The 24150-nt window shown below is 72.3% G+C and carries 17 protein-coding genes; 12 read left to right on the top strand and 5 right to left on the bottom strand.

What is annotated here, in order from left to right:
• Positions 1-55 precede the first annotated feature (55 nt).
• Positions 56-2515 (bottom strand): malto-oligosyltrehalose synthase, encoded by a 2460-nt coding sequence (gene treY / locus AC3EUV_RS17250; protein WP_432142735.1) that lies wholly within the window; start codon positions 2513-2515, stop codon positions 56-58.
• Positions 2516-2666: 151 nt separating this feature from the next.
• On the opposite strand from treY, the gene AC3EUV_RS17255 reads away from it, so the two are divergent.
• Positions 2667-3983, top strand: coding sequence for an MFS transporter (locus AC3EUV_RS17255; protein ID WP_435603262.1), 1317 nt, complete (start codon positions 2667-2669; stop codon positions 3981-3983).
• On the opposite strand, the gene glgX is transcribed toward AC3EUV_RS17255, so the two are convergent.
• Entirely contained in the window at positions 3943-6156 is a 2214-nt protein-coding gene (gene glgX / locus AC3EUV_RS17260) for a glycogen debranching protein GlgX (protein WP_435603263.1), read from the bottom strand. The genes AC3EUV_RS17255 and glgX overlap by 41 nt on opposite strands.
• 255 nt (positions 6157-6411) lie before the next feature.
• On the opposite strand from glgX, the gene AC3EUV_RS17265 reads away from it, so the two are divergent.
• The 4 genes from AC3EUV_RS17265 to AC3EUV_RS17280 all read left to right on the top strand — a co-directional run bounded on the left by AC3EUV_RS17265 (position 6412) and on the right by AC3EUV_RS17280 (position 13183).
• Complete coding sequence (locus tag AC3EUV_RS17265) at positions 6412-7218, top strand: Tat pathway signal sequence domain protein (RefSeq protein ID WP_435603264.1); 807 nt, start codon at positions 6412-6414, stop codon at positions 7216-7218.
• Between the two features lie 39 nt (positions 7219-7257).
• Positions 7258-8580, top strand: a complete 1323-nt coding sequence (locus AC3EUV_RS17270; RefSeq protein WP_435603265.1) for a copper amine oxidase — start codon at positions 7258-7260, stop codon at positions 8578-8580.
• 100 nt (positions 8581-8680) lie between these two features.
• A complete protein-coding gene (locus AC3EUV_RS17275) occupies positions 8681-9931 on the top strand; it encodes a DUF5919 domain-containing protein (protein ID WP_085927119.1) in 1251 nt (416 codons plus the stop codon).
• A gap of 111 nt (positions 9932-10042) precedes the next feature.
• Positions 10043-13183, top strand: coding sequence for an ATP-binding protein (locus tag AC3EUV_RS17280; RefSeq protein WP_435603322.1), 3141 nt, complete (start codon positions 10043-10045; stop codon positions 13181-13183).
• A gap of 19 nt (positions 13184-13202) precedes the next feature.
• On the opposite strand, the gene AC3EUV_RS17285 is transcribed toward AC3EUV_RS17280, so the two are convergent.
• Positions 13203-14006 carry an SDR family NAD(P)-dependent oxidoreductase gene (locus AC3EUV_RS17285; RefSeq protein ID WP_432142729.1) on the bottom strand — a complete coding sequence of 268 codons (804 nt, stop codon included), beginning with the start codon at positions 14004-14006 and terminating at the stop codon, positions 13203-13205.
• Between the two features lie 227 nt (positions 14007-14233).
• Between AC3EUV_RS17285 and AC3EUV_RS17290 the strand changes: the two genes are divergently transcribed.
• The gene (locus tag AC3EUV_RS17290) at positions 14234-14953 is read left to right on the top strand and encodes an exonuclease domain-containing protein (RefSeq protein ID WP_432144106.1); all 720 of its coding nucleotides are present in this window, start codon (positions 14234-14236) and stop codon (positions 14951-14953) included.
• A 51-nt stretch (positions 14954-15004) separates the two neighbouring features.
• Here AC3EUV_RS17290 and AC3EUV_RS17295 read toward each other — a convergent pair whose 3' ends face one another.
• Positions 15005-15895 carry an aminoglycoside phosphotransferase family protein gene (locus tag AC3EUV_RS17295; protein ID WP_435603266.1) on the bottom strand — a complete coding sequence of 297 codons (891 nt, stop codon included), beginning with the start codon at positions 15893-15895 and terminating at the stop codon, positions 15005-15007.
• A 281-nt stretch (positions 15896-16176) separates the two neighbouring features.
• Here AC3EUV_RS17295 and AC3EUV_RS17300 point away from each other — a divergent pair, with 281 nt between their 5' ends.
• From AC3EUV_RS17300 to AC3EUV_RS17325, 6 genes are all read left to right on the top strand, one after another.
• Positions 16177-17118, top strand: coding sequence for a carbohydrate ABC transporter permease (locus AC3EUV_RS17300; protein WP_435603267.1), 942 nt, complete (start codon positions 16177-16179; stop codon positions 17116-17118).
• 173 nt (positions 17119-17291) lie between these two features.
• The gene (locus AC3EUV_RS17305) at positions 17292-18062 is read left to right on the top strand and encodes a carbohydrate ABC transporter permease (protein ID WP_435603323.1); all 771 of its coding nucleotides are present in this window, start codon (positions 17292-17294) and stop codon (positions 18060-18062) included.
• A complete protein-coding gene (locus AC3EUV_RS17310; RefSeq protein ID WP_435603268.1) occupies positions 18062-19381 on the top strand; it encodes an ABC transporter substrate-binding protein in 1320 nt (439 codons plus the stop codon). Before AC3EUV_RS17305 ends, AC3EUV_RS17310 begins: the two co-directional genes overlap by 1 nt.
• Before the next feature lie 451 nt (positions 19382-19832).
• Complete coding sequence (locus tag AC3EUV_RS17315; RefSeq protein ID WP_432144102.1) at positions 19833-21032, top strand: S8 family peptidase; 1200 nt, start codon at positions 19833-19835, stop codon at positions 21030-21032.
• Positions 21033-21211: 179 nt separating this feature from the next.
• Positions 21212-21799 (top strand): TetR/AcrR family transcriptional regulator, encoded by a 588-nt coding sequence (locus AC3EUV_RS17320; RefSeq protein WP_432144101.1) that lies wholly within the window; start codon positions 21212-21214, stop codon positions 21797-21799.
• Positions 21796-23325: an MFS transporter gene (locus AC3EUV_RS17325; protein ID WP_435603269.1), complete on the top strand. Its 1530-nt coding sequence runs from the start codon at positions 21796-21798 to the stop codon at positions 23323-23325. Before AC3EUV_RS17320 ends, AC3EUV_RS17325 begins: the two co-directional genes overlap by 4 nt.
• A gap of 13 nt (positions 23326-23338) precedes the next feature.
• Here AC3EUV_RS17325 and AC3EUV_RS17330 read toward each other — a convergent pair whose 3' ends face one another.
• Positions 23339-24112: an RNA polymerase sigma factor gene (locus tag AC3EUV_RS17330; protein WP_432144099.1), complete on the bottom strand. Its 774-nt coding sequence runs from the start codon at positions 24110-24112 to the stop codon at positions 23339-23341.
• Positions 24113-24150 lie beyond the last annotated feature (38 nt).

A 24150-nucleotide genomic window follows, 5' to 3' on the forward strand; every position in this document is an offset into this window, starting at 1 on the left:
CGTCCACTTCGCTCGCGGAGGGACGGCACCTGGGACACCGGAAACTGACCCCGCATCACTCCCGCACGAACAGCGCCACCGGCGACTCCGCCAGCAGGTCGCTCAGCCCCACCACCGCGCCGCCCGGCAGCTCGCGCCCGGTCAGCAGCTCGCGCCAGGGGCCCTCCGAGGGCAGCCGCAGCAGGGTGTCCCACCAGCCGCCGGTCTCCACCAGCCGGAGCGACAGCCGGGTCACCACCGTCAGCACCCGCCCGCCGCGGCAGAACGCCACACAGTGCTCGGCCGCCGGGCCCTCCCCGTACACCGGCTCGTACGAGGACGCGGCGCCGAACCACTGCGGACGGTCGCGCCGCAGCCGGAGCGCCGTGGCGGTCAGCCGGAGCTTCTCGCCGGACAGATCGCGCGGCGGGCTCCCGCCGTCCAGCGCGGTGAGCACCTCGGGGCGGAAGCGGGCCGGCCGCCGGTTGTCCGGGTCGACCAGCGCGGCATAACCGGCTTCGGTGCCCTGGTAGAGATCGGGGACGCCCGGCATGGTGAGCTGAAGCAGCGTCGCGCCCAGCACATTCGCGCGGACGAACGGGGCGAGTTCCCCGTCCAGCGCGGCGAGCGGGGCGGCCGTGGGACCACAGGGCCCGCTGCGGACGAACTCCTCGACGGCGTCCTCGTAGCCCGCGTTCCGCTCCGTCCACGAGGTCCGCAGCCCGGCCTCCCGCGCCGCCTTGAGCACCGCGGGCGCCACCCGCTCCGCCGCCCCACCGTCACCGGCCGCACCCAGGCCGAACGCGGTCTGCCAGGCCAGCCACGACACCATCGGGTCCGCCGGGGCGATACCGTCCAGCGCACTCGCCGTGCGGCCGCACACCGCGTCGTCGCCCATCGCGCCGAGCACATCCCGCCACCGGTCCGGGCACTCCGACAGCACCGCGATCCGCGCCCGTACATCGGCGCTGCGCTTGGTGTCGTGGGTGGAGAGCACCGTGCCGGCCGCCGGCCGGTCCCGCTGAAGCCGGGCGCAGTACGTATGGAACACCTCCGGGGCGAGCGCCGGATCGCCCGGATCGCCGCCGACCTCGCAGGCCGACAGCAGTACCGGATAGCGGTAGAAGGCGGTGTCCTCCACGGATTTGGCGTGCAGTGCGGACGCGGTCTGCGCGAACCGCGCGGTGAAGTCGGCGCAGTCCGTGCCGTCGTGCTCCGGGGGGTCGGTGAGCCGGCCGAGCGCCAGATCGCGGAGCAGATCGACCGCCCGCGCCTCCTCGGGCACCCGGAAGGCGGTCCGCGCCTGCTCCGCCGCCTCGTCCAGCATGGCCGCGTCCTGCCCGGCCCGGGTCGGATCCGCGGCATAGGGGCGGTAGACCGGCAGCCGCACCAGCAGCTCACGGAGGGCGTGCCGCAGCGCCCAGGTCGCATGGTCGCCCGGCCCGGGGGCGCGGGCGCTGATCCGCGCCGCGGTCCGCACCAGCCGCTCGATCTCGGTGGCCAGATCGTGGGTGACGACCTCGTACGCGGCCCGGCGCACCGTCTCCTCCCAGTCGCCGCCCTCGTCGGCCAGCGGGGTGACGAAGTCCCGGTAGTGGGAGAACAGCCGTCCGGCCCCCTGGGGGCAGACGAACAGGCCGTCGATGTGCCGCAGGGCGTCATAGCCGGTGGTGCCCGCACAGGCCCAGCTGTCCGGGAGCCGCTCGGCACCGGTGAGGATCTTCTCCACCACCGTCCAGCGGCCGCCGGTCCGCTCGTGCAGCCGGGCCAGATAGCCGCCGGGGTCCACCAGACCGTCCGGGTGGTCGATGCGCAGCCCGTCGATCACGCCCTCGTCCATCAGCCGCAGCACCGTGCCATGCGTCGCCTCGAACACCTCGGGGTCCTCGACGCGCACCCCGATCAGCTCCGAAATGGTGAAGAAGCGGCGGTAGTTCAGCTCGCTGCGGGCCAGCCGCCACCAGGCGAGGCGGTACCACTGGGCCTCCAGAAGGCGGTCCGGCGGCAGCTTCTCGGTCCCGGGACGCAACGGGAAGGCATGCCCGTGATAGCGCAGCACCTCGCCCTCGACACGGAAGTGCCGCCGCTCCTCGCCGATCCGGCCGCCGAGCACCGGCAGCAGCAGCCGTCCGTCGTGCCCGGCACCCCAGTCGATGTCGAACCAGCGCGCGTACGGGGACGCCGGGCCGTCCCGCAGCACCTGCCACAGCGGCCCGTTCAGCGACATCGGCTCCGGCACCGCCATATGGTTCGGCACCAGGTCGACGACCAGCCCGAGGCCGTGCGCACGGGCCGTCGCCGCCAGCGCCCGCAGCCCCGTCTCGCCGCCCAGCTCGGCCCGTACGGCCGTGTGGTCGACCACGTCGTAACCGTGTGTGGAGCCCGGCACCGCCTCCAGCACCGGAGAGAGATGCAGATGGGAGATGCCGAGCGCGGCCAGATGCGGGACGGCCCGCTCGGCGGCGGCGAACGGGAAGTCCGGCTGGAGTTGCAGCCGATAGGTGGCGGTCGGTGACGGACTGGAGGGCTGCGTCATGGGAACACCCGTACCCCGCTGACGGCCCGTTGTGTCATCTCCCTCCCGCATGGGTGTCGTTGTTTCCTCCGACGGAGTGGGCTCCGGGGGCGGGGAGCTTCGTAGGTCCGGTCCATGGGGCGCGCGGCGGCCCGCCGGTTAGCGTTGGGCGATGACCGCTGCCACCGCCGCCTTCCGCCGGGTGCTCGCGCTGGGCGGGCCGCTGCTGCCCGTCGTCTCCTTCCTCGGCCGGCTCCCCACCGCCATGTGCCAGTTCGGCAGTCTGCTGCTGGTGGCGGAGACCAGCGGCTCACTGGCCACCGCGGGCCTGGTGGGCGGTGCGCTGGCAGCCGGCCAGACGGCGGGCGGACCGCTGCTCGGCCGGCTCGCCGACCGGCACGGACAGCGGCCGGTGGTGCTGGCCGCCTGCTGGTTCGATGCGCTGGCCGTGACCGCGCTGGTGCTGGCCGCGCTCGCCCGGACCGGGGCGCTGCCGCTCGCCCTGATCGCGCTGCTCGCCGGCGCCGGAGTGCCGCAGATCGGGCCGCTGGCCCGCACCCGGCTCGTCGCCCTCGCCCGCCGGGACCGGGCCGATGACCGCCTGGTCGACACCGTGCTGTCCTGCGAAGGCACCCTGGACGAGGTGTCGTTCGTGCTCGGTCCGGCCCTGGTGGGGCTGTCCGCCACGGTGGCCCACCCGGCCGTGGCGCTCGCCCTGGCCGCGCTGCTGCTCGCGGTCTGCGGCTCGGCCTTCGCGCTGCATCCCACGGCCGCGGTGCTGCCTCCCACGGCCAAGGCGCTGCGGCCCACGGGCGCCGGGGCCGGGCCGGCGCCGGCCCGCCCCTGCGGCCGGCGCCCCGGCGCCCGGCTCGCCCGGCCCGCCCGCGCCCGGATGCCCCGCGCGGTGCACGCCATGCGCGCCTCGATGGCGTTGCAGGGCGCCCTCTTCGGCGCCTGCCAGTCCGGTATCACCGCGCTCACCGCGGACCTGCACCGGCCCGCCCAGGCCGGGCTGGTCTATGCCGCGATGGGGGTGATGAGCGCGGTCGCCGGGCTCGCGATAGCGCTGGTGCCCGCCCGGATCGGGCTGCCGGTCCGCTGGCGGGCGGCCGCCGTGGCGCTGATCGCGCTGTCCGTACCGCTGCTGTTCGTACGGTCCCTGGGGGCGCTCTACCTGGCCGTCGTGGTCCTCGGTGTCGCCTTCGCCCCGCATCTGATCACGCTGTTCGGCCTCACCGAACGGCTGGTGCCGGCCGGCCGGCTGGCCGAGTCGATGGCCTTTCTGACCAGCGCGATCGTGGGCGGCCAGGCCCTGTCCCTGGCCGTCTCCGGCCGGCTCGCCGAGGCCCACGGTCCGTCCGCCGCCTTCGCGGTGGCCGTGGGCGCCGCCGTCCTGATCCTCGGCCTGGCCCTGACCACCCGGGCCACCGGCCGGCCGGCCGCCGCGGTCAGGCCGGCCGCTGGAGCACCAGCAGGCTCCGCCCGATGAGCGTCAGCCGGTCGCCGGCCTTCACCTGTGCGCCGCCGCCGTCCGCGACCGCCCGCGGCCGGTCGGTGTCCACCACGACCTGCCACTGACGGCCGAGGTGCTCGGGAACCCTGAACTCCTTCTCCTGGTCATGGGCGTTGAACATCAGCAGGAACGAGTCGTCGGTGACCGGCTCGCCCCGCGGGCCCGGTTCGGAGATCGAGCTGCCGTTGAGGAACACCGTCAGCGCCTTGGCATGCACCGACTGCCAGTCGCGCGGCCCCATCTCCTCGCCGCCCGCCGTGAACCAGGCGATGTCGGACAGCTCGTCATGGGCGCCCTCCGCCGGGTGGCCCTGGAAGAACCGCCGGCGCCGGAACACCGGATGGTCGCGCCGCAGCCACACCATCTGCCGCACGAACGCCAGCAGCGCCAGCTGCTCCGCGTCCGCGTCCGCCGCCTCGTCCGGCCCGTCCGGCCCCTCCGCCTCGTCCGGTCCGTCCGCGTCCGGTTCGTCGGGCGCCAGGGCGCCCGCGCCCCGCCCCCGCTCCGGCCAGCGCACCCACGACAGCTCGTTGTCCTGGCAGTAGGCGTTGTTGTTGCCGCCCTGGCTGCGCCCGAACTCGTCCCCGTGGCTGAGCATCGGCACGCCCTGCGACAGCATCAGCGTGGCCAGGAAGTTGCGCATCTGCCGCGCCCGCAGCCGCCGCACCCCGGGATCGTCGGTCGGCCCCTCGGCACCGCAGTTCCAGGACCGGTTGAAGCGCTCACCGTCCCGGTTGTCCTCGCCGTTGGCCTCGTTGTGCTTCTCGTTGTACGCGACGAGATCGCCCAGCGTGAAGCCGTCATGGCAGGTCACGAAGTTCACCGAGGCCAGCGGCCGCCGGCCGTCCTCCTGGTAGAGGTCCGACGAGCCCGTCAGCCGGGACCCGAACTCGGCCAGGGTGCGCGGTTCGCCCCGCCACAGGTCCCGCACGGTGTCCCGGTACTTCCCGTTCCACTCCGTCCACAGCGGCGGGAAGTTCCCCACCTGATAGCCGCCCTCGCCGACGTCCCACGGCTCGGCGATCAGCTTCACCTGGCTGACCACCGGGTCCTGGTGGACCAGATCGAAGAACGACGACAGCCGGTCCACCTCGTGGAACTGCCGGGCCAGCGTCGCCGCCAGATCGAAGCGGAAGCCGTCCACCCGCATCTCCTGCACCCAGTAGCGCAGCGAGTCCATCACCAGCTGGAGCACATGCGGGCTGCGCATCAGCAGCGAATTCCCGGTGCCCGTGGTGTCCATGTAGTACTGCCGGTCGTCCGACAGCCGGTAGTAGGAGGCGTTGTCCAGCCCCCGGAAGGACAGCGTCGGGCCCAGATGACTGCCCTCGGCGGTGTGGTTGTAGACCACATCGAGGATCACCTCGATACCGGCCTGGTGCAGGGCCCGCACCGCCGTCTTGAACTCCAGCACCTGCTGCCCGCGGTCGCCCCAGGACGCATAGGCGTTGTGCGGGGCGAAGAAGCCGATGGTGTTGTAGCCCCAGTAGTTCGTCAGCCCCGCGTCCACCAGCCGGTGGTCCTGGACGAACTGATGCACCGGCATCAGCTCCAGCGCGGTCACCCCGAGCTTGGTGAGATGCTCGATGATCGCCGGATGCGCCAGCGCGGCATAGGTGCCGCGCAGCTCCTCGGGGAGCTCTGGATGGCGCATCGTCAGGCCCTTCACATGGGCCTCGTAGAGCACCGTCTCGTGGTACGCGGTGCGCGGTGGGCGGTCGTCGCCCCAGTCGAAGTACGGATTGACCACCACCGACGCCATGGTGTGCGGCGCCGAGTCCAGGTCGTTGCGCACCTCGGGCCGCCCGAAGTGGTAGCCGTAGACGGCCTCGTTCCAGTCGATCCGGCCGCTCATGGCGCGGGCGTACGGGTCGAGCAGCAGCTTCGCCGAGTTACAGCGCTGCCCCCGCTCCGGCTCGTACGGACCGTGCGCCCGGAAGCCGTAACGCTGCCCCGGCATCACCCCCGGAAGGTACGCGTGCCGCACATTGGCGTCGCTCTCGCGCAGCTCGACGGCGGTCTCCGAACCGTCGTCGTGCAGCAGACACAGTTCGATGCGCTTCGCGGCTTCGGAGAACACCGCGAAGTTGGTGCCCGCCCCGTCATAGGCGGCACCCAGCGGATACATCTGTCCCGGCCAGACCTGCATGGGTAGACTCTTCCACTTTCTTCTCGGGCGCTGCGGCGACTCCACGACACACCTCCGCGGAACGGTGCGAAATCCTTCCCCCCTTCTGTCGCAACTTTTCGTACACAAAGGCTTTTTCGCGAGATCTCCGCTGAATGGTGGCAACCTGTCGCGATGTCGCATCGTCCTACTGGTCGCCCTACAGGTCGTCCTACCGGAGGGCCGGCCGGGGGAGCCGACATGCGGGTCACGAGGGTGTGACAGCAGGGGGGAACCGTGCGCCATCTGATGCACCGCCACCTGGGCAAGGCCGTCGCGGGCGCCGCCGTCGCCCTGACCGGCACCGCCGCCATGGTCGCGATCACCTTGCCGTCCGACGCCGGCGCCACCGGCGGTACGGACTCCCGGAGCCGGCCCGCCGCGGCCGCACCGGGACGCGACCAGGGGCCGCCGCCACCCGGCGTCGTGGAGAAAGCCCCCGCGGAGGGGGAGCGCGGCCGGGGACGGGACCCGCTCACCGACGACGAACTGCGGCGCGCCCAGGACCTGGCGCTGCCGCCCACCCGGCGCGGCGCCGCCGCCGACGTCACCGGACGGCCCGGACCCGAACGCCTCACCACCGACCTGGCCGACCTCGCCCCCTCGGAGACCGGGCTCGCCGACCCGCCGCGCCGGGCGCTGGTCTCCTTCTACGACTACACGAGCGACAGCTACGTCACCAGGACCGTCAACCTCACCACCTCGAAGGTCGAGTCGACGGACACCCGGCACGGCGTCCAGCCGCCGCCCAGCCGCGCCGAGGCCGTCGAGGCGGCCCGGCTGCTGATCGCCGCCCCGCTGGGCTCCGGTCTGCGCCAGGACTACCGCGCCGCCACCGGACACGACCTCACCGGGCCCGATCCGCTCTCCGTCACCGGCTTCGTCTACCGCGGCCGCGCCGAGGGCGACGCGCCGGGCGCCCTGGGCGACTGCGGGGAACACCGCTGTATCCGCCTGTTCACCAAGGTGAAGAACGGCCGGTGGATCGACACCCGCCGCTTCGTGATCGACCTCAGTGCCCGCACCGTCGCCCGTCTCGGCTGACCGCCGCCACCGATCACCCGCCACCCACCGGAGCCCGCCTTGCCCCGAAGACCCGCCCTCCGCCGCCCGCGCCGACGCGCCGCGGTCCTCGCCACCGTCCCGCTGCTGCTCGCCACGGCGGCCCTGACGACCGGCCCGGCGGCCCAGGCCGCCCCCGAGGCCCCCGCCGCATCCGCGCCCACTCCCCACTGCGGCGCCGCCCACCGCATCACCCGGACGCTGGACGGCGGCACCGTCTGGCGCATGTGCTGGCACTACGAGGGCCACGCCGGTCTCGTCCTGGACGAGGTCTCCTACCAGCCCAAGGGCGAACGCACCCCGGTCAAGGTGCTCACCACTGCCAAGCTCGCCCAGATCCACGTCCCCTACGACGACGGCCGCAACGAGTACGACGACCTCACCGGCCAGGGCTTCGCCCAGGGCCTCCAGAAGCTCGACCCCGCCGAATGCCCCGGCGGCACCATCAAGACCGTCAAGGTCCCCGGCGCCTATGACCCCGCGCACCCCGACATCAGCGGACTGTGCGCCACCACCCGCGCCCGCGGCCACGCCTACCGCATGGGCCCCTACCCCGGCGAGCGCGCCAAGATCTACCAGCTCCAGGGCAGGGACCTGCTGCTCTACACCGTCAACAAGGTCGGCTGGTACGAGTACATCAGCGAATGGCGGTTCTCCGGCGACGGCACCATGACCGTGCAGGTCGGCGCCACCGGCACCGTCTCACCGGGCGACTACGACGCCGGGGACGGCCGGGGCGCGCCGCTCGGCAAGGGCGCCAAGGACTACGCCACCAGCCACAGCCACAATGTCTTCTGGCGGCTCAACTTCGGCCTGGGCGGCTCCGCCGCCAACAAGGTCGAGCAGTTCGACTCCGCCACCACCGTCCGGCCCGGCGGCCGCACCCCCACCATCCGCACCACCCGCACCCCGGTCACCAAGGAGCTGGCCGGGGACGCCGGCCCGCTGCGCTGGTGGCGGGTGGTGGGCGCGGGCCGCAACAAGGACGGCCACCCGCGCTCGTACGAGATCGTCCCCGGGCCGACCAGCAAATACAGCGGGCGCAGTTACACCACCCATGACATCTATTTCACCGAGTACAACAAATGTGAGCAGTTCGCCAGCAACAACCTGGCCAACTGTGGCGCCCGGGCCGGCAAGAGCGTCGACACCTGGGTCAACGGCCGGCCGCTGAAACACCCCATCGCGTGGGTCAACATCGGATTCCATCACATCGCCAGGGACGAGGACCAGGAGCCGATGCCCGTGCACTGGCAGGGCTTCCAGCTGGTGCCCCGCGATGTCACCGCTATGAATCCGCTCACTCCGCCCACGCTGTCCGGGCACAACGGGCACTATGGATAAGGGGAGTTGGTAACCGACTCGAGCCATCCTGCTGCACCGCCTCCCGCACCGCAGTAGTCTGCCTTGATCGTTGGCACGGGGGTTCGGAAGGCGGTGGCAGGTGAGCGGCGGGCTGGAGTTGCCCCCTGGTGACGAGAGTCATGAGGGCCATGAGGGCGGCTCCGTCGACGCACCGCCCGGCGCGGTGTCCCTGGCACGACCGCTGGAGATCGGCGCTGAGCTGGACTGGGGCGCCGACGCCTGGAGCGAGGTGCGCACCCGCGCCCGCCGGGCCGGCCGCGCCTACATCTGGCTGAATCTCGTCGAGCAGCGGCTGCGGGCCGTCGTCGCGGCCGTCCTGCGGCCCATCTACGAGCCGGTGCACGGCGACGAATGGGTCATCGCCGCGGCCGGCCCCGCCGGCCAGGAGTGGGTGCAGCGCGCGGTCGCGGTCCGCGAGGTCAGCCGCCGCAAGGGCTACCTCCTCGACCCCGCCGACGACAACATCGTCAGCTTTCTGACCCTGCCGCAACTCCGCGAACTCATGGTCCAGCACTGGCCCTGCTTCGAGCCCTACTTCGACGACCGCCGCGACGTCGAGCTGGCCCTCGACGAACTGGAGGTCGCCCGCAACATCGTCTCCCGCAACCGCGCCCTGTCCGAGACGGTCCTCGCCCAGGCCGAGCGCGCCTCCGCCCGACTCCTGGACATCCTCGGCTCCGGCGTCGGCACCCGGATCTCCGGACGGCTGCCCATCGATGCGGTGGAGGACCTGGTCGGCGACCGCTACGCCGATGTCATCGGGGTGCACTCCGACCGGGTGCGCCTTCAGCGCCAGCTCCCCGCCGAGGACCTCTTCGGCGACGCCCGCCGCCTCGACGCCGTGGGCATAGGGCTCAACCTCCTGGTCCAGAACTACTCGGGCCGCCGCCTGGTCCGGCTCGCCGAATCCGGCTGCCGCGTCCGGCTGCTCTTCCTCAACCCGGCCAGCAGCGCGGTCCGCCGCCGGGAGCGCGAAATCGGCCTGAAGAAGGGCGAGATGAGCCGCTCCATCGAGATGAACATCCTCCATATGCGGCGGGTGCGGGCCCGGCTGCGCGACCCCGGCGCCTTCGAGATCCAGGTCTTCGACGAGACCCCGCGCTTCACCGCCTACCTCGTCGACGGCGACGGTCCCGACGGTGTGGCGGTGGTCCAGCCCTACCTCCGCAAGAGCCGCGGAATGGAATCCCCCGTGCTCGTCCTGCGCGGCGGCGGCCGGGAGGTCGTCCGCCAGGACGCCCCGCACACCCGCGACGGCGACCACGGTCTCTTCGAGACCTACCGGGAGGAATTCGAGAGCATGTGGGCGGATTCGCGGCCGGTTTCCTGAACCGGACGCCGCCCCCGTCACCCACGGGGGCGGCAGCCGCCGTACTACGGGGCCCCAGCACCGCGGGCCGGCCCCCGACTACCGTGGGGCAATGCATTTCCGTGTACCGAACTGCTCGGCGAGGCCCTGGAACTGTGGCGCGGCCCCGCCTTCGCCGGCTTCGCGGACAGCGATCTGGTGCGCCCGGTGGCCGAGAGCCTGGAGGAGCAGCGGCTGACCGCCCTGGAGGAACGGGCCGCGGCCCGCCTGGAGCTGGGCGAGCACGCCCCGCTGACCGCCGAGCTGACCGGCCTCGTGGCCCGGCACCCCCTCCGCGAACGGCTGCGCGCCCTCCAGCTGGCCGCCCTGTACCGGGCCGGCCGGCAGAGCGAGGCACTCACCGCCTACGGGGAGATCCGGGCGCGGCTGGCCGGCGAACTGGGCGTGGACCCCGGCCCCGAACTCACCGCGGTGTACCAGGCGATCCTCCGCCAGGAGCCCTGGCGGCCGCCCGGCGAAGCCACCCGGCACGACGGCAGCGCCTCCCGCCCCGACGACCGCGCCACGGCGTCCCTCACCCCCACCCGGCCGCCCGGCCCCCGCCCCCGCACCAACCTCCCCACGCCCCTCACCGCACTCCTCGGCCGTCAGGACGCCGTCCACCGGATCGGGGCGCTCCTCGCGGACACCCGGCTGGTGACGCTCACCGGCCCCGGCGGCGTGGGCAAGACCCGCCTCGCCCTGGAGACCGCCGGCCGGCTGGCCGACTCCTTCCCGGACGGTGTCTGGCTCGTGGAACTCGCCGCGCTGAGCCGCCCGGACGACCCCGCGCGGGGCGCCGGCAGCACCTGCACCGCGGCCGAGGTGGCCGAGGCGGTGCTGGCCGTCCTGGGCATCCGGGAGGGCGCCTCGACCGGACCGGTGGCCGAGCGCCTCGTCGGCGCGGTACGCGGCAAGCGGCTGCTGCTCGTCCTGGACAACTGTGAGCACCTCGTGGACGCGGTCGCGGAGGTCACCGCCCAACTGCTCGGCGCCGCCCCGGACCTCCGGGCCCTGGTGACCAGCCGGGAATCGCTGGGCCTGACGGGCGAGACGCTGTGGCCCGTACCGCCGCTGGAACCCGCCGGCGCCGTCGAGCTGTTCACGGCCCGCGCGAGCGCCGCCGACCCCGGCTTCGTCCTCGACGCCGACGCCACGGCCGCGGTGACCGAGATCTGCCGTCGCCTGGACGGCATCCCGCTCGCCCTGGAGCTGGCCGCCACCCGGGTACGGGCGCTGGGCGTACGGGAGCTGAGCGCCCGGCTGGACGACCGGTTCCGGCTGGTGGCATCCGGCCGGCGCGGGGTGCCGCCCCGTCAGCAGACCCTGCGCGCCATGATCGACTGGAGCTGGGAGCTGCTGCCCGCCGCCGAGCGCGCCGTGCTGCGCCGGCTCGCCGTCCACGCGGACGGCTGCACCCTGGAGGCCGCCGAAACGGTCTGCGCGGGCGACGGCGTCCACCGGGACGAGGTGCTGGACCTGCTGGCCCGTCTCGTGGACCGCTCCCTGGTGGCGGTGGCCCGGACGCCGTACGGGCCCCGCTACCGGCTCCTGGAGACGGTCGCCGCCTACTGCCTCGAACGCCTCCGGGAGGCCGGTGAGCTGACCGCCGTACGCCAGAGCCATCACCGCCACTACACCGAACTGGCCGAGCGCGCCGCCCCGTTGCTGTACGGGCCGGACCAGCGCGCCTGGCTGGAGCGGCTCGACCAGGAGACGGCGAGCCTGCGGGACGCCCTGGACGGCTCGGTCCGGGAAGGCGCCGCGGACCGCGCACTGCGCCTGGTCAACGCGCTGGCCTGGTACTGGTTCCTGCGCGGCCGACTCGCGGAGGCGGGCCGCTCGCTCACCGCGGCCCTCAGCGCGTACGGGGCACGACCGGAGACGGCGACGGAGGCCGGCGACCCGGCCGCCGAGGGCCGCCGGCTGCGGGCCGCCGCCTGGCAGGTCGGGATGGCCTCCCTGGCGGGCGATGACGCCGACCCCGTGGAACGGGCCACCGCCGTGCTCCGGCAGTACGGCACCCATGGCGACCCGGCCGGCCGGGCCTGGGCCCAATGGTTCCTGGGGTTCGCCCAGGTCGGCCTGGGCGACCCGGCGGTGGCGGGGGAGCGGGTGGCGCACTCGCTGGCCGCCTTCCGGTCCCTGGGCGACCGCTGGGGCATCGCCGCGGCGCTGAGCAGCCGCGCCCAGGGGACCGGCGGCGGGGACCTGCGGTCCCGGCTCCGTGACGCCGAGGAGAGCGCCGCACTCTTCGGCGAACTGGGCGACCGCTGGGGCCAGTTGCAGGCCGCCGATGTGCTCGGAGCCCTCGCGGAGATCACCGGTGACTACGAGCGCGCGGCCGGGCTCCACCGGGACGGGCTGCGGATCGCCGAGGAGCTCGGCCTCTGGATCCAGGTCTCGTACAAGCTCTCCGGACTGGGCCGGATCGCGCTGCTGACCGGTGATCTGCCGGCCGCCCGCGACTTCCACGAGCGGGGCAGGCGGCTGGCCGCGGAACAGTCCCATCTGCGGGGCGAGATGTTCGCCGAATGCGGACTCGCCCTCGGCGCCCGGAGGGAGGGCCGCCTCGACGACGCCGAGGCGCATCTGCTGCCCTGGCTGAAGTGGTGCCTCGGCCGGGACGGGGACCCCGGGACCGCGTTCGTGCTGGGCGAGCTGGGCTTCCTCGCCGAACTGCGGGGCGATGCGGAGACCGCCCGCCGGCACCATCTGGACGCCTTCGCGGCGGCCCGTGCCACCACCGACCCACGCGCCGTCGCGCAGGCTCTGGAAGGGCTGGCCGGCGCGGCCGCCCTGACCGGGCGGTGCACCGTCGCGGCCCGGCTGTTGGGGTGCGCGGCCGCGGCCCGCGCCACCGCGGGGGCGCCCCGGCCCGCCGCGGAGCGTGGCGACGTGGCACGGAGCGCGGCCACGGCACGCCGAAGCCTGGGCGCCGCGGCGTTCGAGGCGGCGTACGCGAGCGGCGCGGGCGTGACACCGGAGGTGCTGGTGAAGGAGGCGACGGAAGACGCGGGGGAAAACGGGCGGGAGCCCGCGAAGCCCCCCACCCCCGAACCCACCCCCACCCCCTCCCCCGAAGGGGGAGGAGGGGGGAGGGGGCGGGGGGAGCGCGGGCTTGAGGGAAACGGAGTGAGGGGAGAGGGGAGGGGAAAACGGGCGGGAGCCCGCGAAGCCGGCGGAGTGAGGGAAAGGACAGGGAGAAAACGGGCAACAAAGGGCGGAATGTGACCAGCCGGCCGGACACGCCCTACGGCGTCCCCGTGATCCCCCCGTCGACCCGCAGCTCGATCCCGTTGACATAGTCCGCGAGCGGGCTCGCCAGATAGGCGACCGCGGCCGCGATGTCCGACGGGCGCCCCAGCCGCCCGCTCGGATTCGGACCGTACTCCGCGACGAGCTCCGCCTCTTCCGGTCCGCCCTCCGAGTCCCCTTGGACGCCGTCGTCCCCGGCGGACCGCTCCTCGAACATCCGGTACATGGAGGGTGTGACGATCACCCCCGGGCTCACACAGTTCGCGGTGACCCCGGTCCCGGCGAGGTGCCGGGCCAGGCTGGTGGTCAGGTTCACCACGGCGGCCTTGGCGGCGGAGTACGCCACCATGTGGGGCAGCGGTGTCCGTACCGCCCGGCTGCCGATGGTGATCACCCGGCCCCAGCCGTGAGCGCGCAGCGACGGCAGCAGTGTCTGGCTGACCCGTACGGTCGGCAGCACATTCCCCTCGAAGGCCGCCCGCCAGTCGGACGGCCGGGAGCTCTCCCAGTCGTGCTCGGCGAACGGACCGGCGTTGTTGACGAGGATGTGGGCACCGAAGTCCCGTGCGGTGAGGGCGACCTGCTCGGCGATGCCCGGCTCCGTCAGATCACCGAGCACCACTTCGGCCCGCACCCCACGAGCCGCGACCTGCTCGGCCACCGCCGCCGCGGCCCCCGCACTCCGCCCATGGACGAGGACGTCACACCCCTCGCCCGCCAGCGTCTCGGCGATCGTGGCCCCGATGCCCGAACTACTGCCCGTCACCAGCGCGCCGTGCCCTGTCAGCCGTAGGTCCATGGCGGTCAGCCTAGGGGTGCGTGAGGCGGGTGGGGGCCCCGCCGCGACAGGCCGCCGGTCGATTGTCAGTGGTGCGTGCGAGAGTGGGCGAGCAACGGGGGAAGTACCACCGAAGGAGGCCGCATGAGCGGGCGCAGCAAGGGGATCCCCCCGGCCGAGGGCCGGGGGTTCGTCATGGCGGGGTGCGCGCCGCGCGAGTGTACGGCCGGGCGAAACGAGGTTTCGGCATGAGTTGGCATCAGGGGCTGCTGGTCAGCTTCGATCTGGAGACCACGGGCACCGACGTCGAGCAGGACCGCATCGTCACCGCGGCCCTGCTCCGGCTGGAGGGGGACGGCCGGCCGGCCGCCAAGCTGACGTGGCTGCTGGACCCAGGTGTGCCGATTCCCGACGAGGCAGCGGCCATTCACGGCATTTCCACCGCATATGTCCAAGAGCACGGGCGTCCGCCGGGCACCGCGATAGAGGAAATCACCGAGGCGCTGGCCGACGCCCTGCGCGCGGAGATCCCGCTGGTGGTGATGAATGCGCGCTATGACCTCTCGCTGCTGGACCGCGAGTGCCGCCGCCACGGCCTGCGCACCCTGACCGAACGCCTCGGCCACGCGCCCGCACCGGTCATCGACCCCCTCGTCCTGGACAAGCATGTGGACCGCTACCGCAAGGGGAAGCGTGCCCTCCAGGCACTCTGCGGTCACTACGGCGTCCGGCTGGACGGCGCACACGAAGCGGGCGCCGACGCAGCGGCCGCGGCCGGCGTCGCCCGGCGCATCGGGGAGAAGTACCCGGCCGTCGCCCTCCCGTCGCCCCGCGCGCTGCACACCCTCCAGGAACAGGCAGCCGCCGAACAAGCCGCCTCGTTCCAGGAGTATTTGCGACGCTCCGGCGACCCCCGGGCGATAGTCGAGCCGGCCTGGCCACTGATCCCGTACCAGGCCGGGGTCTGAGCGATAGCGGCCGGCCGGGCCGCAGGACCGGGCCCGTCAAGCCGCCCCCCCTCAGAAGGGATACCACCGCACCGTCGCGTCCTTGTCGCGCAGGGAGGCGATCCGGCGCTGGAACTCCTTGCGGGCCGCCGGGTTTCCGGGGGCGTGCTGGGAGACCCAGGCGCAGCTGGCCGTTTCCCGGGACCCGCGCAGCACGGCGCAGCCCTCCCAGTCCCGTACGTCCCAGCCGTAGACGGAGACAAAGGTGTCGTAGGCGTCGGCGGTCAGGCCGTAGCGGTCCCGGCTGAGGGCCATCACGACCAGGTCGTGTTCGCGCAGATCGGAGGAGAAGGTTTCCAGGTCGACCAGCACGGGGCCGTCGGGCCCGACATGAATGTTGCGGGCCAGCGCGTCGCCGTGGATGGGGCCGCGGGGGAGGTGCGGTTCCAGGGCCGTGGCGGCGGCCGCGAAGGCGTCCCGCCGTCCGCGCAGATACTCCGCGTCCGAGGCTGATACGGCGTCGCCGGCCAGCCGCAGCCAGCGCTCGACACCGCCGAGCAGTTCGCGGCGGGGGAGCGCGAACGGCGGCTCCGGCAGCGCGTGCACCAGCTTCAGCAGCGCGGCGAGATCGTCCGGGCCGGCGGGGCGGACGGCCTCCGGCAGCCGCTGCCAGTAGGTCACGGGATGTCCGTCCGCCAAGGTCGCCACGGGCTCCGCGGCCCGTACGGCCGGTACTCCCTCGGCGGCCAGCCATTGCGCCACGCCCAGTTCCCGCTCGGCCCGCTCCAGGAGTTCGGCGCTGCGGCCCACCCGGACGACCGGTCCGTGGTCGCCGAGGGCGAAGACGGCGTTCTCGCCGAGCGAGAGCAGTGCGGCGTCGGCGGCGGCCTCGGGGTGCCCGGCCGCGGCCAGCACGTCCCGGGCGCGCGCCTCCGTGAAGGCGGCGGGGCTCGGTTCGGTCATCGGGATGCCTCCTGGTGCATGGACGCGACCAGTGTCGCAGGTAGGGGCCGCGGCCCCGGACGGTATCGCGCGCGGGGGTTCCGCGCCGGAATCGGCCGGGGACCTTGACGGGGGTGCCGGCCGTCACGACGATGACGGCGGCCGGGAACGGCCGTCGGGGAGGAGGGGAAGAGGGGAAGGGGAAGAGGGGGAAGGGGAAGAGGGGGAGTGATGGCAGTAGTGGCAACCGTGGGGGCATACGGCATCGGACCGTCCACGACGCGTCGTGGGGAGCCGCTCCCATGACCCTGGCGACCGCACGGCGGCGGTCCACCGCACCGGCCGCGGACCGCGCCACCCGCCCGCGACGCGACCTGGGCGCCTGGTTCCTCGTGCTGCCCGCGCTGCTCCCGATCCTGGTGCTGAGCGTGGGGCCGCTGCTGTACGGCATCGGGCTGGCGTTCACCGACGCCCAGTCGGGCCGGACCCAGGACACCCGCTTCGTGGGGCTGCTGAACTTCTCCGATCTGTTCCAGGACTCGCTGTTCTGGGAGTCGTTCCGGATCGGCCTGTTATGGGCCTTCGGCGTCACCGTCCCGCAGTTCCTCCTCGCCCTCGGCCTGGCTCTGCTGCTCCATCTCGATCTGCGGCTGCGCTGGCTGGCCCGGGCGCTCGCGATCATCCCGTGGGCGATGCCCGAGGTCGTCGTCGGCATCATGTGGCGGCTGGTCTACCACCCGGACGCCGGCATCCTGAACGAGACCCTGCGCGGCCTGGGCCTGTCCGGAGCCGGCGACGGCCGGGACTGGCTGAGCGGGCTTGCCACCGCGCTGCCCGCGGTCATCCTCGTCGGCGTCTGGGCCGGCATGCCACAGACGACCGTCACCCTGCTGGCCGGTCTCCAGAACGTGCCCCGCGATCTGCACGAGGCCGCGTCCATGGACGGCGCGGGCGCCTGGCGCCGCTTCCGCACCGTCACCTGGCCCGCCCTCCGACCCATCGCCCTCGCCGTCACCGCGCTCAACTTCATCTGGAACTTCAATTCCTTCGCCCTGGTCTTCGTCCTGACCGACGGCGGACCCGGCGGCCGGACCAGACTGCCGATGCTGTTCGCCTACGAAGAGGCCTTCCGCTACGGGCAGTTCGGATACGCCGCCACGATGGGCCTGGCGATGGTCGCGGTGATCTCGGTCCTGCTGGCCGTCTATCTGGCCGGCCGGCTGAAGGGGGACGACGACCGGTGAGCGCCACCGAACGGGCCGGCGGCAGCCGCGGCAGGAGCGTCCCGCACGGCGCGGGAAACCTCCGTACCCCACGACTTCCACGACGCAACGGCAGCCCACCGCGGCGCCGCACTCCCCGCCGCGCCGCCACCCGCACCGGCCAGTACGCCGCCCTCCTCGGCTATCTCGCCTTCCTGGCCCTCCCCTTCCTCTGGCTGCTCTCCACCGCCTTCAAGCCACCGCGCGAACTGGGCAGCCCGCACCCCACCTGGATCCCCGAGGCGCCGACCCTGGAGAACTTCCGGCAGGCCTTCGCCCAGCAGCCGCTGTCGGCGGCCGCGGGCAACAGCCTGCTGGCCGCGGCGGTCTCCGCGCTGCTGGCCATCCTGCTGGCGACCCCGATGGCGTATGTCCTGGCCCGCGTCCGCAACCGACTCTCGCGGGCGGCCACCGGCTGGGTCGTGCTCAGCCAGGCCTTCCCGCTGGTGCTGGTGATCATCCCGTTGTTCCTGATCCTGAAGGGGCTCCATCTGGTGGACTCCCGGATCGGTTTGATCATGGTCTATGTGGTGTGGTCGCTGCCCTTCGCCCTGTGGATGCTGACCAGCTATGTCCGGGCCGTACCAAGGGAGTTGGAGGAGGCGGCGGCGATGGACGGCGCCGGCCGGCTCCGTACCCTCGTCTCGGTCACCGCCCCGCTGCTCGCGCCCGGCATCGTCGCCACCGCGCTGTTCGCCTTCATCACCGCCTGGAACGAGTTCTTCTTCGCCCTGGTCCTGCTCAAGTCCCCGGAGAAGCAGACGCTGCCGGTCGTACTGACCCACTTCCTGGGCGCCGAGGGCGTCGCCGACCTCGGCCCGCTCGCCGCCGCCGCGCTCCTGGCCACCCTCCCGAGCCTGCTGCTCTTCGCCGTCATCCAGCGGCGGATCACCGGCGGGATGCTCGCCGGGGCGGTGAAGAGCTGATGCGTCACGACCCTCCGCCCGGAGGCCGTGTCACCCGGCGGGGCCTGCTCGCCGCGGCCGCCGCGCTGCCGGCCGCGGCCCTGCTGCCGGGCTGTTCCGCCGCGCGCCGGCGGCCGGCCGGCGGCCCGGTCACCCTGCGCTTCCAGTCGCTGGCCTGGCAGCAGGACTCACTCAAGGCCAATAGACAGCTGGTCGCCGAATGGAACCGGCAACACCCCGACGTCCGGGTGCAGTACGTCCAGGGCGCCTGGCCCACCGTCCACGACCAGCTGCTGACCTCCTTCGAGGGCGGCGAGGCCCCGGACATCATCCACGACGCCTCCGACGACCTCGTGGACTTCGCCTACTCCGGGGACCTCGCCGACCTCACCGCCCTCCTGCCGCCGCGCCTCAAGCACGACATCCCGCAGCGGAGCTGGGAGACCGGCACCTTCGGCGGCCGTATCCACGGCGTCCCGTTCCTCCAGGAACCCCGCGTGCTGATCGCCAACCGCGCCAAGCTGCACCGGTCCGGCGTCCGCATCCCCACCCCCGAACACCCCTGGACCTGGGCGGAGTTCGAGGAGGCGGCCCAGCGGCTGACCCACGGCACCACCTACGGCGTGGCCTGGCCGCTGAAGGAACCCGTCTCCGCCACCCTCAACCTCGCCCTGTCCACGGGCGGCCGGATCTTCCACCGCCGCCGCGACGGCACCGTGGAGGTGCGCTTCGACGCCGTCGACCAGCGGGTGCCGCGCACCATCCACGACCAGGTCAACGTCGCCCGCAGCGCCTCCCGTTCGACGCTGGGCATGGGCGGATCCGACACCCTCCCGGGCTTCTTCGCCGGACGCTACGCGATGGTGCCGCTCGGCTTCTCCTACCGTCAGCAGATCGCCCAGCAGGCACCCAAGGGCTTCGACTGGACGGTGCTGCCCGCTCCCAAGGGCAGTGCCCTGGACCAGGGCGTGAGCCCGCAGACCCTGTCGATCGCCGAGGACTGCCCGTACAAGGAGGAGGCGATGGCCTTCATCGACTTCTTCCTCAGCCCGCCGAACATGGTCCGGCTCGCCCTGGGCGACTGGCTGCTGCCGACGGGTCAGGAGGCGCTGAGGGATCCGGCGCTACGGGTCGCCCGATATGACTGGGCGACGGGCACCGCACTGGCGGACTCGCTGCGTTCCGCCCCGGCCCAGTCCGTCCGCGGATATCCGGAATGGAAGGACAAGATCGCCACCCCGGGCCTCCAGGAGTACTACAGCGGCGCCATCGGCCTGGACACCCTGCGGAAGCGGCTCGTCGAGGACGGCAATCTGGTGCTGGCCCGCTATCAGCGCTGAGCGCACGGGGGGACGTATATCGGCGCACGGCTCTGAGTGCGCCGTGGTGGTTTGCCGGAGCTGTTGCCTTTCCCTCCAACTCGCCTTGCCTCCCACCGCATTGGGCGTGACACACGTCTCGCACCCACCGGAGCGCGCGTCACCAGGCATCGCCCGCACCCTCGGCACATCGTTCACTGCTCCGTTGCACCGTTCACTGCCCCGCCACCCTCTATTGCGTGAAAGTAAACGGAGTTGAGTCGCTCCGGTTCAACTCCTGGGCCACTTTGACCACTTCTGAAACATTTCCCATTTCAGGACCCTTGTTGCTTATCTCACACGCCCCGGCTGGCCTTGAATTGAACTCATCAATCAGACAGGGTTTCGAGCCAGTCCGACGCAGATCTTCCGGTCTGTGCGGGCTATTGCGCAACGCTTTCCCCCCACACCACGAACGAGGAGAATCCTCGCAATGGCTCACAAGCGTTCCAGCAAGAAGCGGCTCATCACGGCGATATCCGCCGCAGTTGCCGCCACTGGTATCGCCGCCGTCACCGCGGTCACCGCGGGCGCGTCCCCGGCCGCCGAAGGCAAGATCTACGGAGCCGAGGCCAAGGGTGCCGTCGACGGCAGCTACATCGTCATGATGAAGAAGTCGATCCGTACCACCCAGAGCGGCGACCTGGCCGACAAGTACGGCGGCAAGGTCAAGCGGAACTACTCCTCCGCCATCGACGGCTTCTCGGCGACCGGTCTCAGCACCGAGGAGGCCAAGCAGCTCGCCGCCGACCCGGCCGTCGACAAGGTCGTCCAGAACAAGAAGTTCCACATCGACGGCGCCCAGGCCAACCCGCCGTCGTGGGGCCTGGACCGTATCGACCAGGAAGACACCAAGGGCGACAAGAAGTACAACTACCCCGACAGTGCGGGCGAGGGCGTCACCGCCTACGTCATCGACACCGGTGTCCACATCAAGCACAAGGACTTCGGCGGCCGGGCGTCGTACGGCTTCAACGCCATCGACGGCAGCGACAAGGCCGAGGACGACAACGGCCACGGCACGCATGTCGCGGGCACCATCGGCGGTACCGAGCACGGCGTCGCCAAGAAGGCCAAGATCGTCGGCGTCAAGGTCCTGGACGGTCAGGGCTCGGGCACCACCGAGCAGGTCGTCGCGGGCATCGACTGGGTCACCAAGAACCACAAGGGCCCCTCGGTCGCCAACATGTCGCTCGGCGGCGGCGCGGACGAGGCGCTCGATGCGGCCGTGAAGAAGGCCATCGACGCCGGTGTCACCTTCGCCGTCGCGGCGGGCAACGAGTCCTCCGACGCGGGCCAGGGTTCCCCGTCGCGGGTGAAGGAAGCCATCACCGTGGCCTCCAGCACCAAGGAGGACGAGCAGTCCGACTTCTCCAACTTCGGCAAGGTGGTCGACCTTTACGCCCCCGGCTCCGACATCACCTCGGACTGGAACGACGGCGCCACCAAGACGATCTCCGGTACGTCCATGGCGACCCCGCATGTCGTCGGTGCCGCCGCGGTCTACCTGGCCGGTCACAAGGACGCCAAGCCGGCCGACGTGGCGAAGGCGCTGACCGACGGTGCCACGCCCGACAAGATCACGAACCCGAGCGAGGGTACGCCCAACAAGCTGCTGAAGGTCGTCAAGTAATCATCTGACTCCCTCAGCTCCACCCGCCGGCCGTCGCGCTCGCCCCCACGGGGCGCGGCGGCCGGCGTCGTTGTGCCCTCCGCGATGACGCCCGGGCGGCCCCGGCGCGCCTACCCGGCCGCCGCAGCCAAGCGTCCCGGGTGTAGACACTGTCTACACCCATGCGGTAGACAGTGTCTATGAGTGATCAAGACGCGGCGGGCCTGCGCGCCCGTTTGGTGCGGGCCGGTGTCGACCTGCTGACCGAAGAGGGCGTACAGGCACTGTCGTTGCGGGAGATCGCCCGCCGGGCCGGGGTCTCCCACGGGGCTCCACGGCGCCACTTCCCGACCCATCTGTCCCTGCTGTCCGCCATCGCCCGCCAGGGGTTCGCCGAGCTGGCCGACAAGGTCACAGCGGAGCTCGACGGCCACGGGACGGACCCCCGCGCCCAGCTCATGGCCCTGGGCCGCGGCTACCTCGACTTCGCGCTGACCCACCGCGGCATGTACGAGCTGATGTTCCGTCATGACCTGCTGGAGAGCAACCACCTCGGCCTTCGGGAAACCAGCCTGCCGCTCTTTCAGATACTCGTCGATCTCGTCTCCCGGGTGCAGCCGCAGTCCGATGTGCCGCCACAGGTCATCGCGGGCGCCCTCTGGAGCAATCTGCACGGCATCGCCCAGCTGTGGAGGTGGGGCAGCCTCCAACTCGCCACGGGGACCGACGATGTCGAGCCGCTGCTCCGGGCCGCCCTGGACGCGCACCTCGGGCCGGCGGGCCGATGAGCACCCGACACCGGCAACGCCTCGTCCTCACCGGCAGTATCACCGGGGCGGTGATCGTCGCCCTGGACGGCACCGTTCTGACCGTGGCGCAGCCCGCCCTCCAACGGGATCTGCACGCCTCATTCGGACAGGTCCAGTGGACCAGCACCGGCTATCTCATCGCCGTCGCGAGCCTGCTGGTCTTCGCCGGCCGGCTCGGTGACCGCTACGGCCACCAACAGCTCTTCGCCCTCGGGATCCTGGGCTTCGGCGCCACCTCGGCGGGAATCGGCCTGGCACCCGGCGTCGGCTGGGTGATCGGACTACGCGTGGCCCAGGGCATCTTCGGCGCGCTGCTACAACCCGCCACCCTGGGAATGCTCCGCGCCACCTATCCACCCGACCGACTCGGCATGCCCCTTGCCCTGCGCACCAGCGCCATCGGCCTGGCGGCCGCCGCCGGACCGGTCCTTGGCGGTGCGCTGGTCGCGCACTGGGAGTGGCGGGCGGTCTTCTTCCTGAACGTGGTGCCGGCGTGCCTGATCGGGGGCTTGGCGTGGGCTGTTCGGGGGGCTGCTATTACCCCTGCACCTGCCCCTGCCCCTGTCACTGCTCCCGCCACTACTGCCATGACCTCGAAGGCGGTGACCGTCAACACCGCCCGGCCCACTACCGCCGGAACTACCGCAACTACCGCAACTCGCGGCGCCCGCACCGCAGATGGCCTCGACCTGCCGGGCGCATGTCTCCTCGCGCTGGCTCTGGTGAGCCTCGTGCACACCCTCGTCGCCCTTCCGGAAACCGGTTGGACGGTGGTCACCGCACTGGGCGGGGCCGTGGCCGCGCTCGCCTGCGGCGCCTTCATCCGGCACGAACGCCGCACCGCGAGCCCGCTGGTCCCCCTCTCCGTGGTCGGTTCGGCCACCATCGCCTCGGCTCTCGCCGTCCTGCTCTCCGCCTCGGCGGCGCTGTTCGGCACGCTCTTCGTCAGCACCTACTTCCTTCAGGACGTCCTCGGGATGGACCCGCTGGAGAGCGGTCTGCGCGTGCTGCCCCTGGCCGTGCTCATGGTGCTGAGCGCCCCGGCCTCGGCCGTACTACAGCGCCGGTTCGGCCCCCGCCGGACGACCGTGACGGCGATGACGCTGCTCACGCTCGGCGTCTTCCTGCTGTCCCAACTCGACCGGACCTCGACGGCACCGGCCATCGGCGCGGGATTCCTCCTGCTGGGCGCCGGCTTCGGCACCGTGATGGTCACGGCAACGGCCGTCATCGTGCGCCATGTGTCCACGGCCCACGCCGGAGTGGCGGGCGGGCTCCAGCAAACCGCGATGAACATCGGCCCGACACTGGGTGTCGCCACCGCCACCATGCTGGTGACCCTCACGACCCCCACCACGGGCGACCACACACCTGGCGGACCGCACTGGACCGCCGAAGCCTTCCTCTCCGCGATGGGCCCGACCCTTCTGACCCTGGCGGCCGTCGCCGCAATCGGCGCCCTGGCCGCGGCCATGCTCCCGCGCAGTACGGTCGAGGGCGATTAGACGCCAGCTCGTCTTATCGACGAGTACCGGCCCGCCGTGACTTGGCCATGGTCATCCGGAAGTAGACATCGCGCGCGGCTGCGAACGCGTCCGCGCATGGCGCGCACGCCGCAATGTGGCCGACGAGTTGACTGCGGCGTCGTCCGGAGGATTTCCCCGCGAGGTAGGGGGCGAAGCGGCGCCGGTGGGCAGCACACACCGGATCATCGGTTGCCGGGATGTGGGCGGTGAGGAAGGCGGTGCGCAGCCGTTTGCGGGCGCGGTGCAGCCAGACAGATGCCTGGGTGGTGGGGATGCCGAGCTTCACGCCGATCTCGGACGAGCTGTAGCCCTGGACGGCGCTGGCCCAGACGAGCGACTGGTCGCGCTTGTCCAATGAGTTCCAGGACGACTTGGCCACGTCCGCCGCGTCACAGGGCTCCGGTGCCGCCGTCGCCCCGGCCAGCGCGGCAAGCTGTTCCGGATCGCCGATCAGGACCGTATCGGCGGACTTTGCCCGGCTGCCGTCGACGATCAGGGTGCGGACGGTGGCGAACAGGTAGGCACGGAAGTTGGAGGTCGGCCCCTTGCCTGCGCGCAGGTGACGCAGAATTCGGGCGAAAGACTCGGAGACGATGTCCTCGGCATTGCATCGGGTCAGGCTCTGCACCAGTTTCAGGGCGGTATGCGCGTAACGAATCCACAGTTCACCGTAGGCGTCCATTTTCCCCTGTCGGGTGGCCTCCACCAGTTCGCTATCGGTCGCCTGAGCCCACTCGTCGCGACTCGGTTGGCGGAAGGACCCCATCGTTTCCCGTACCTCCTGCGTAGACCGCTGTGGCATGC

Source organism: Streptomyces sp. bgisy130 (assembly GCF_057708345.1).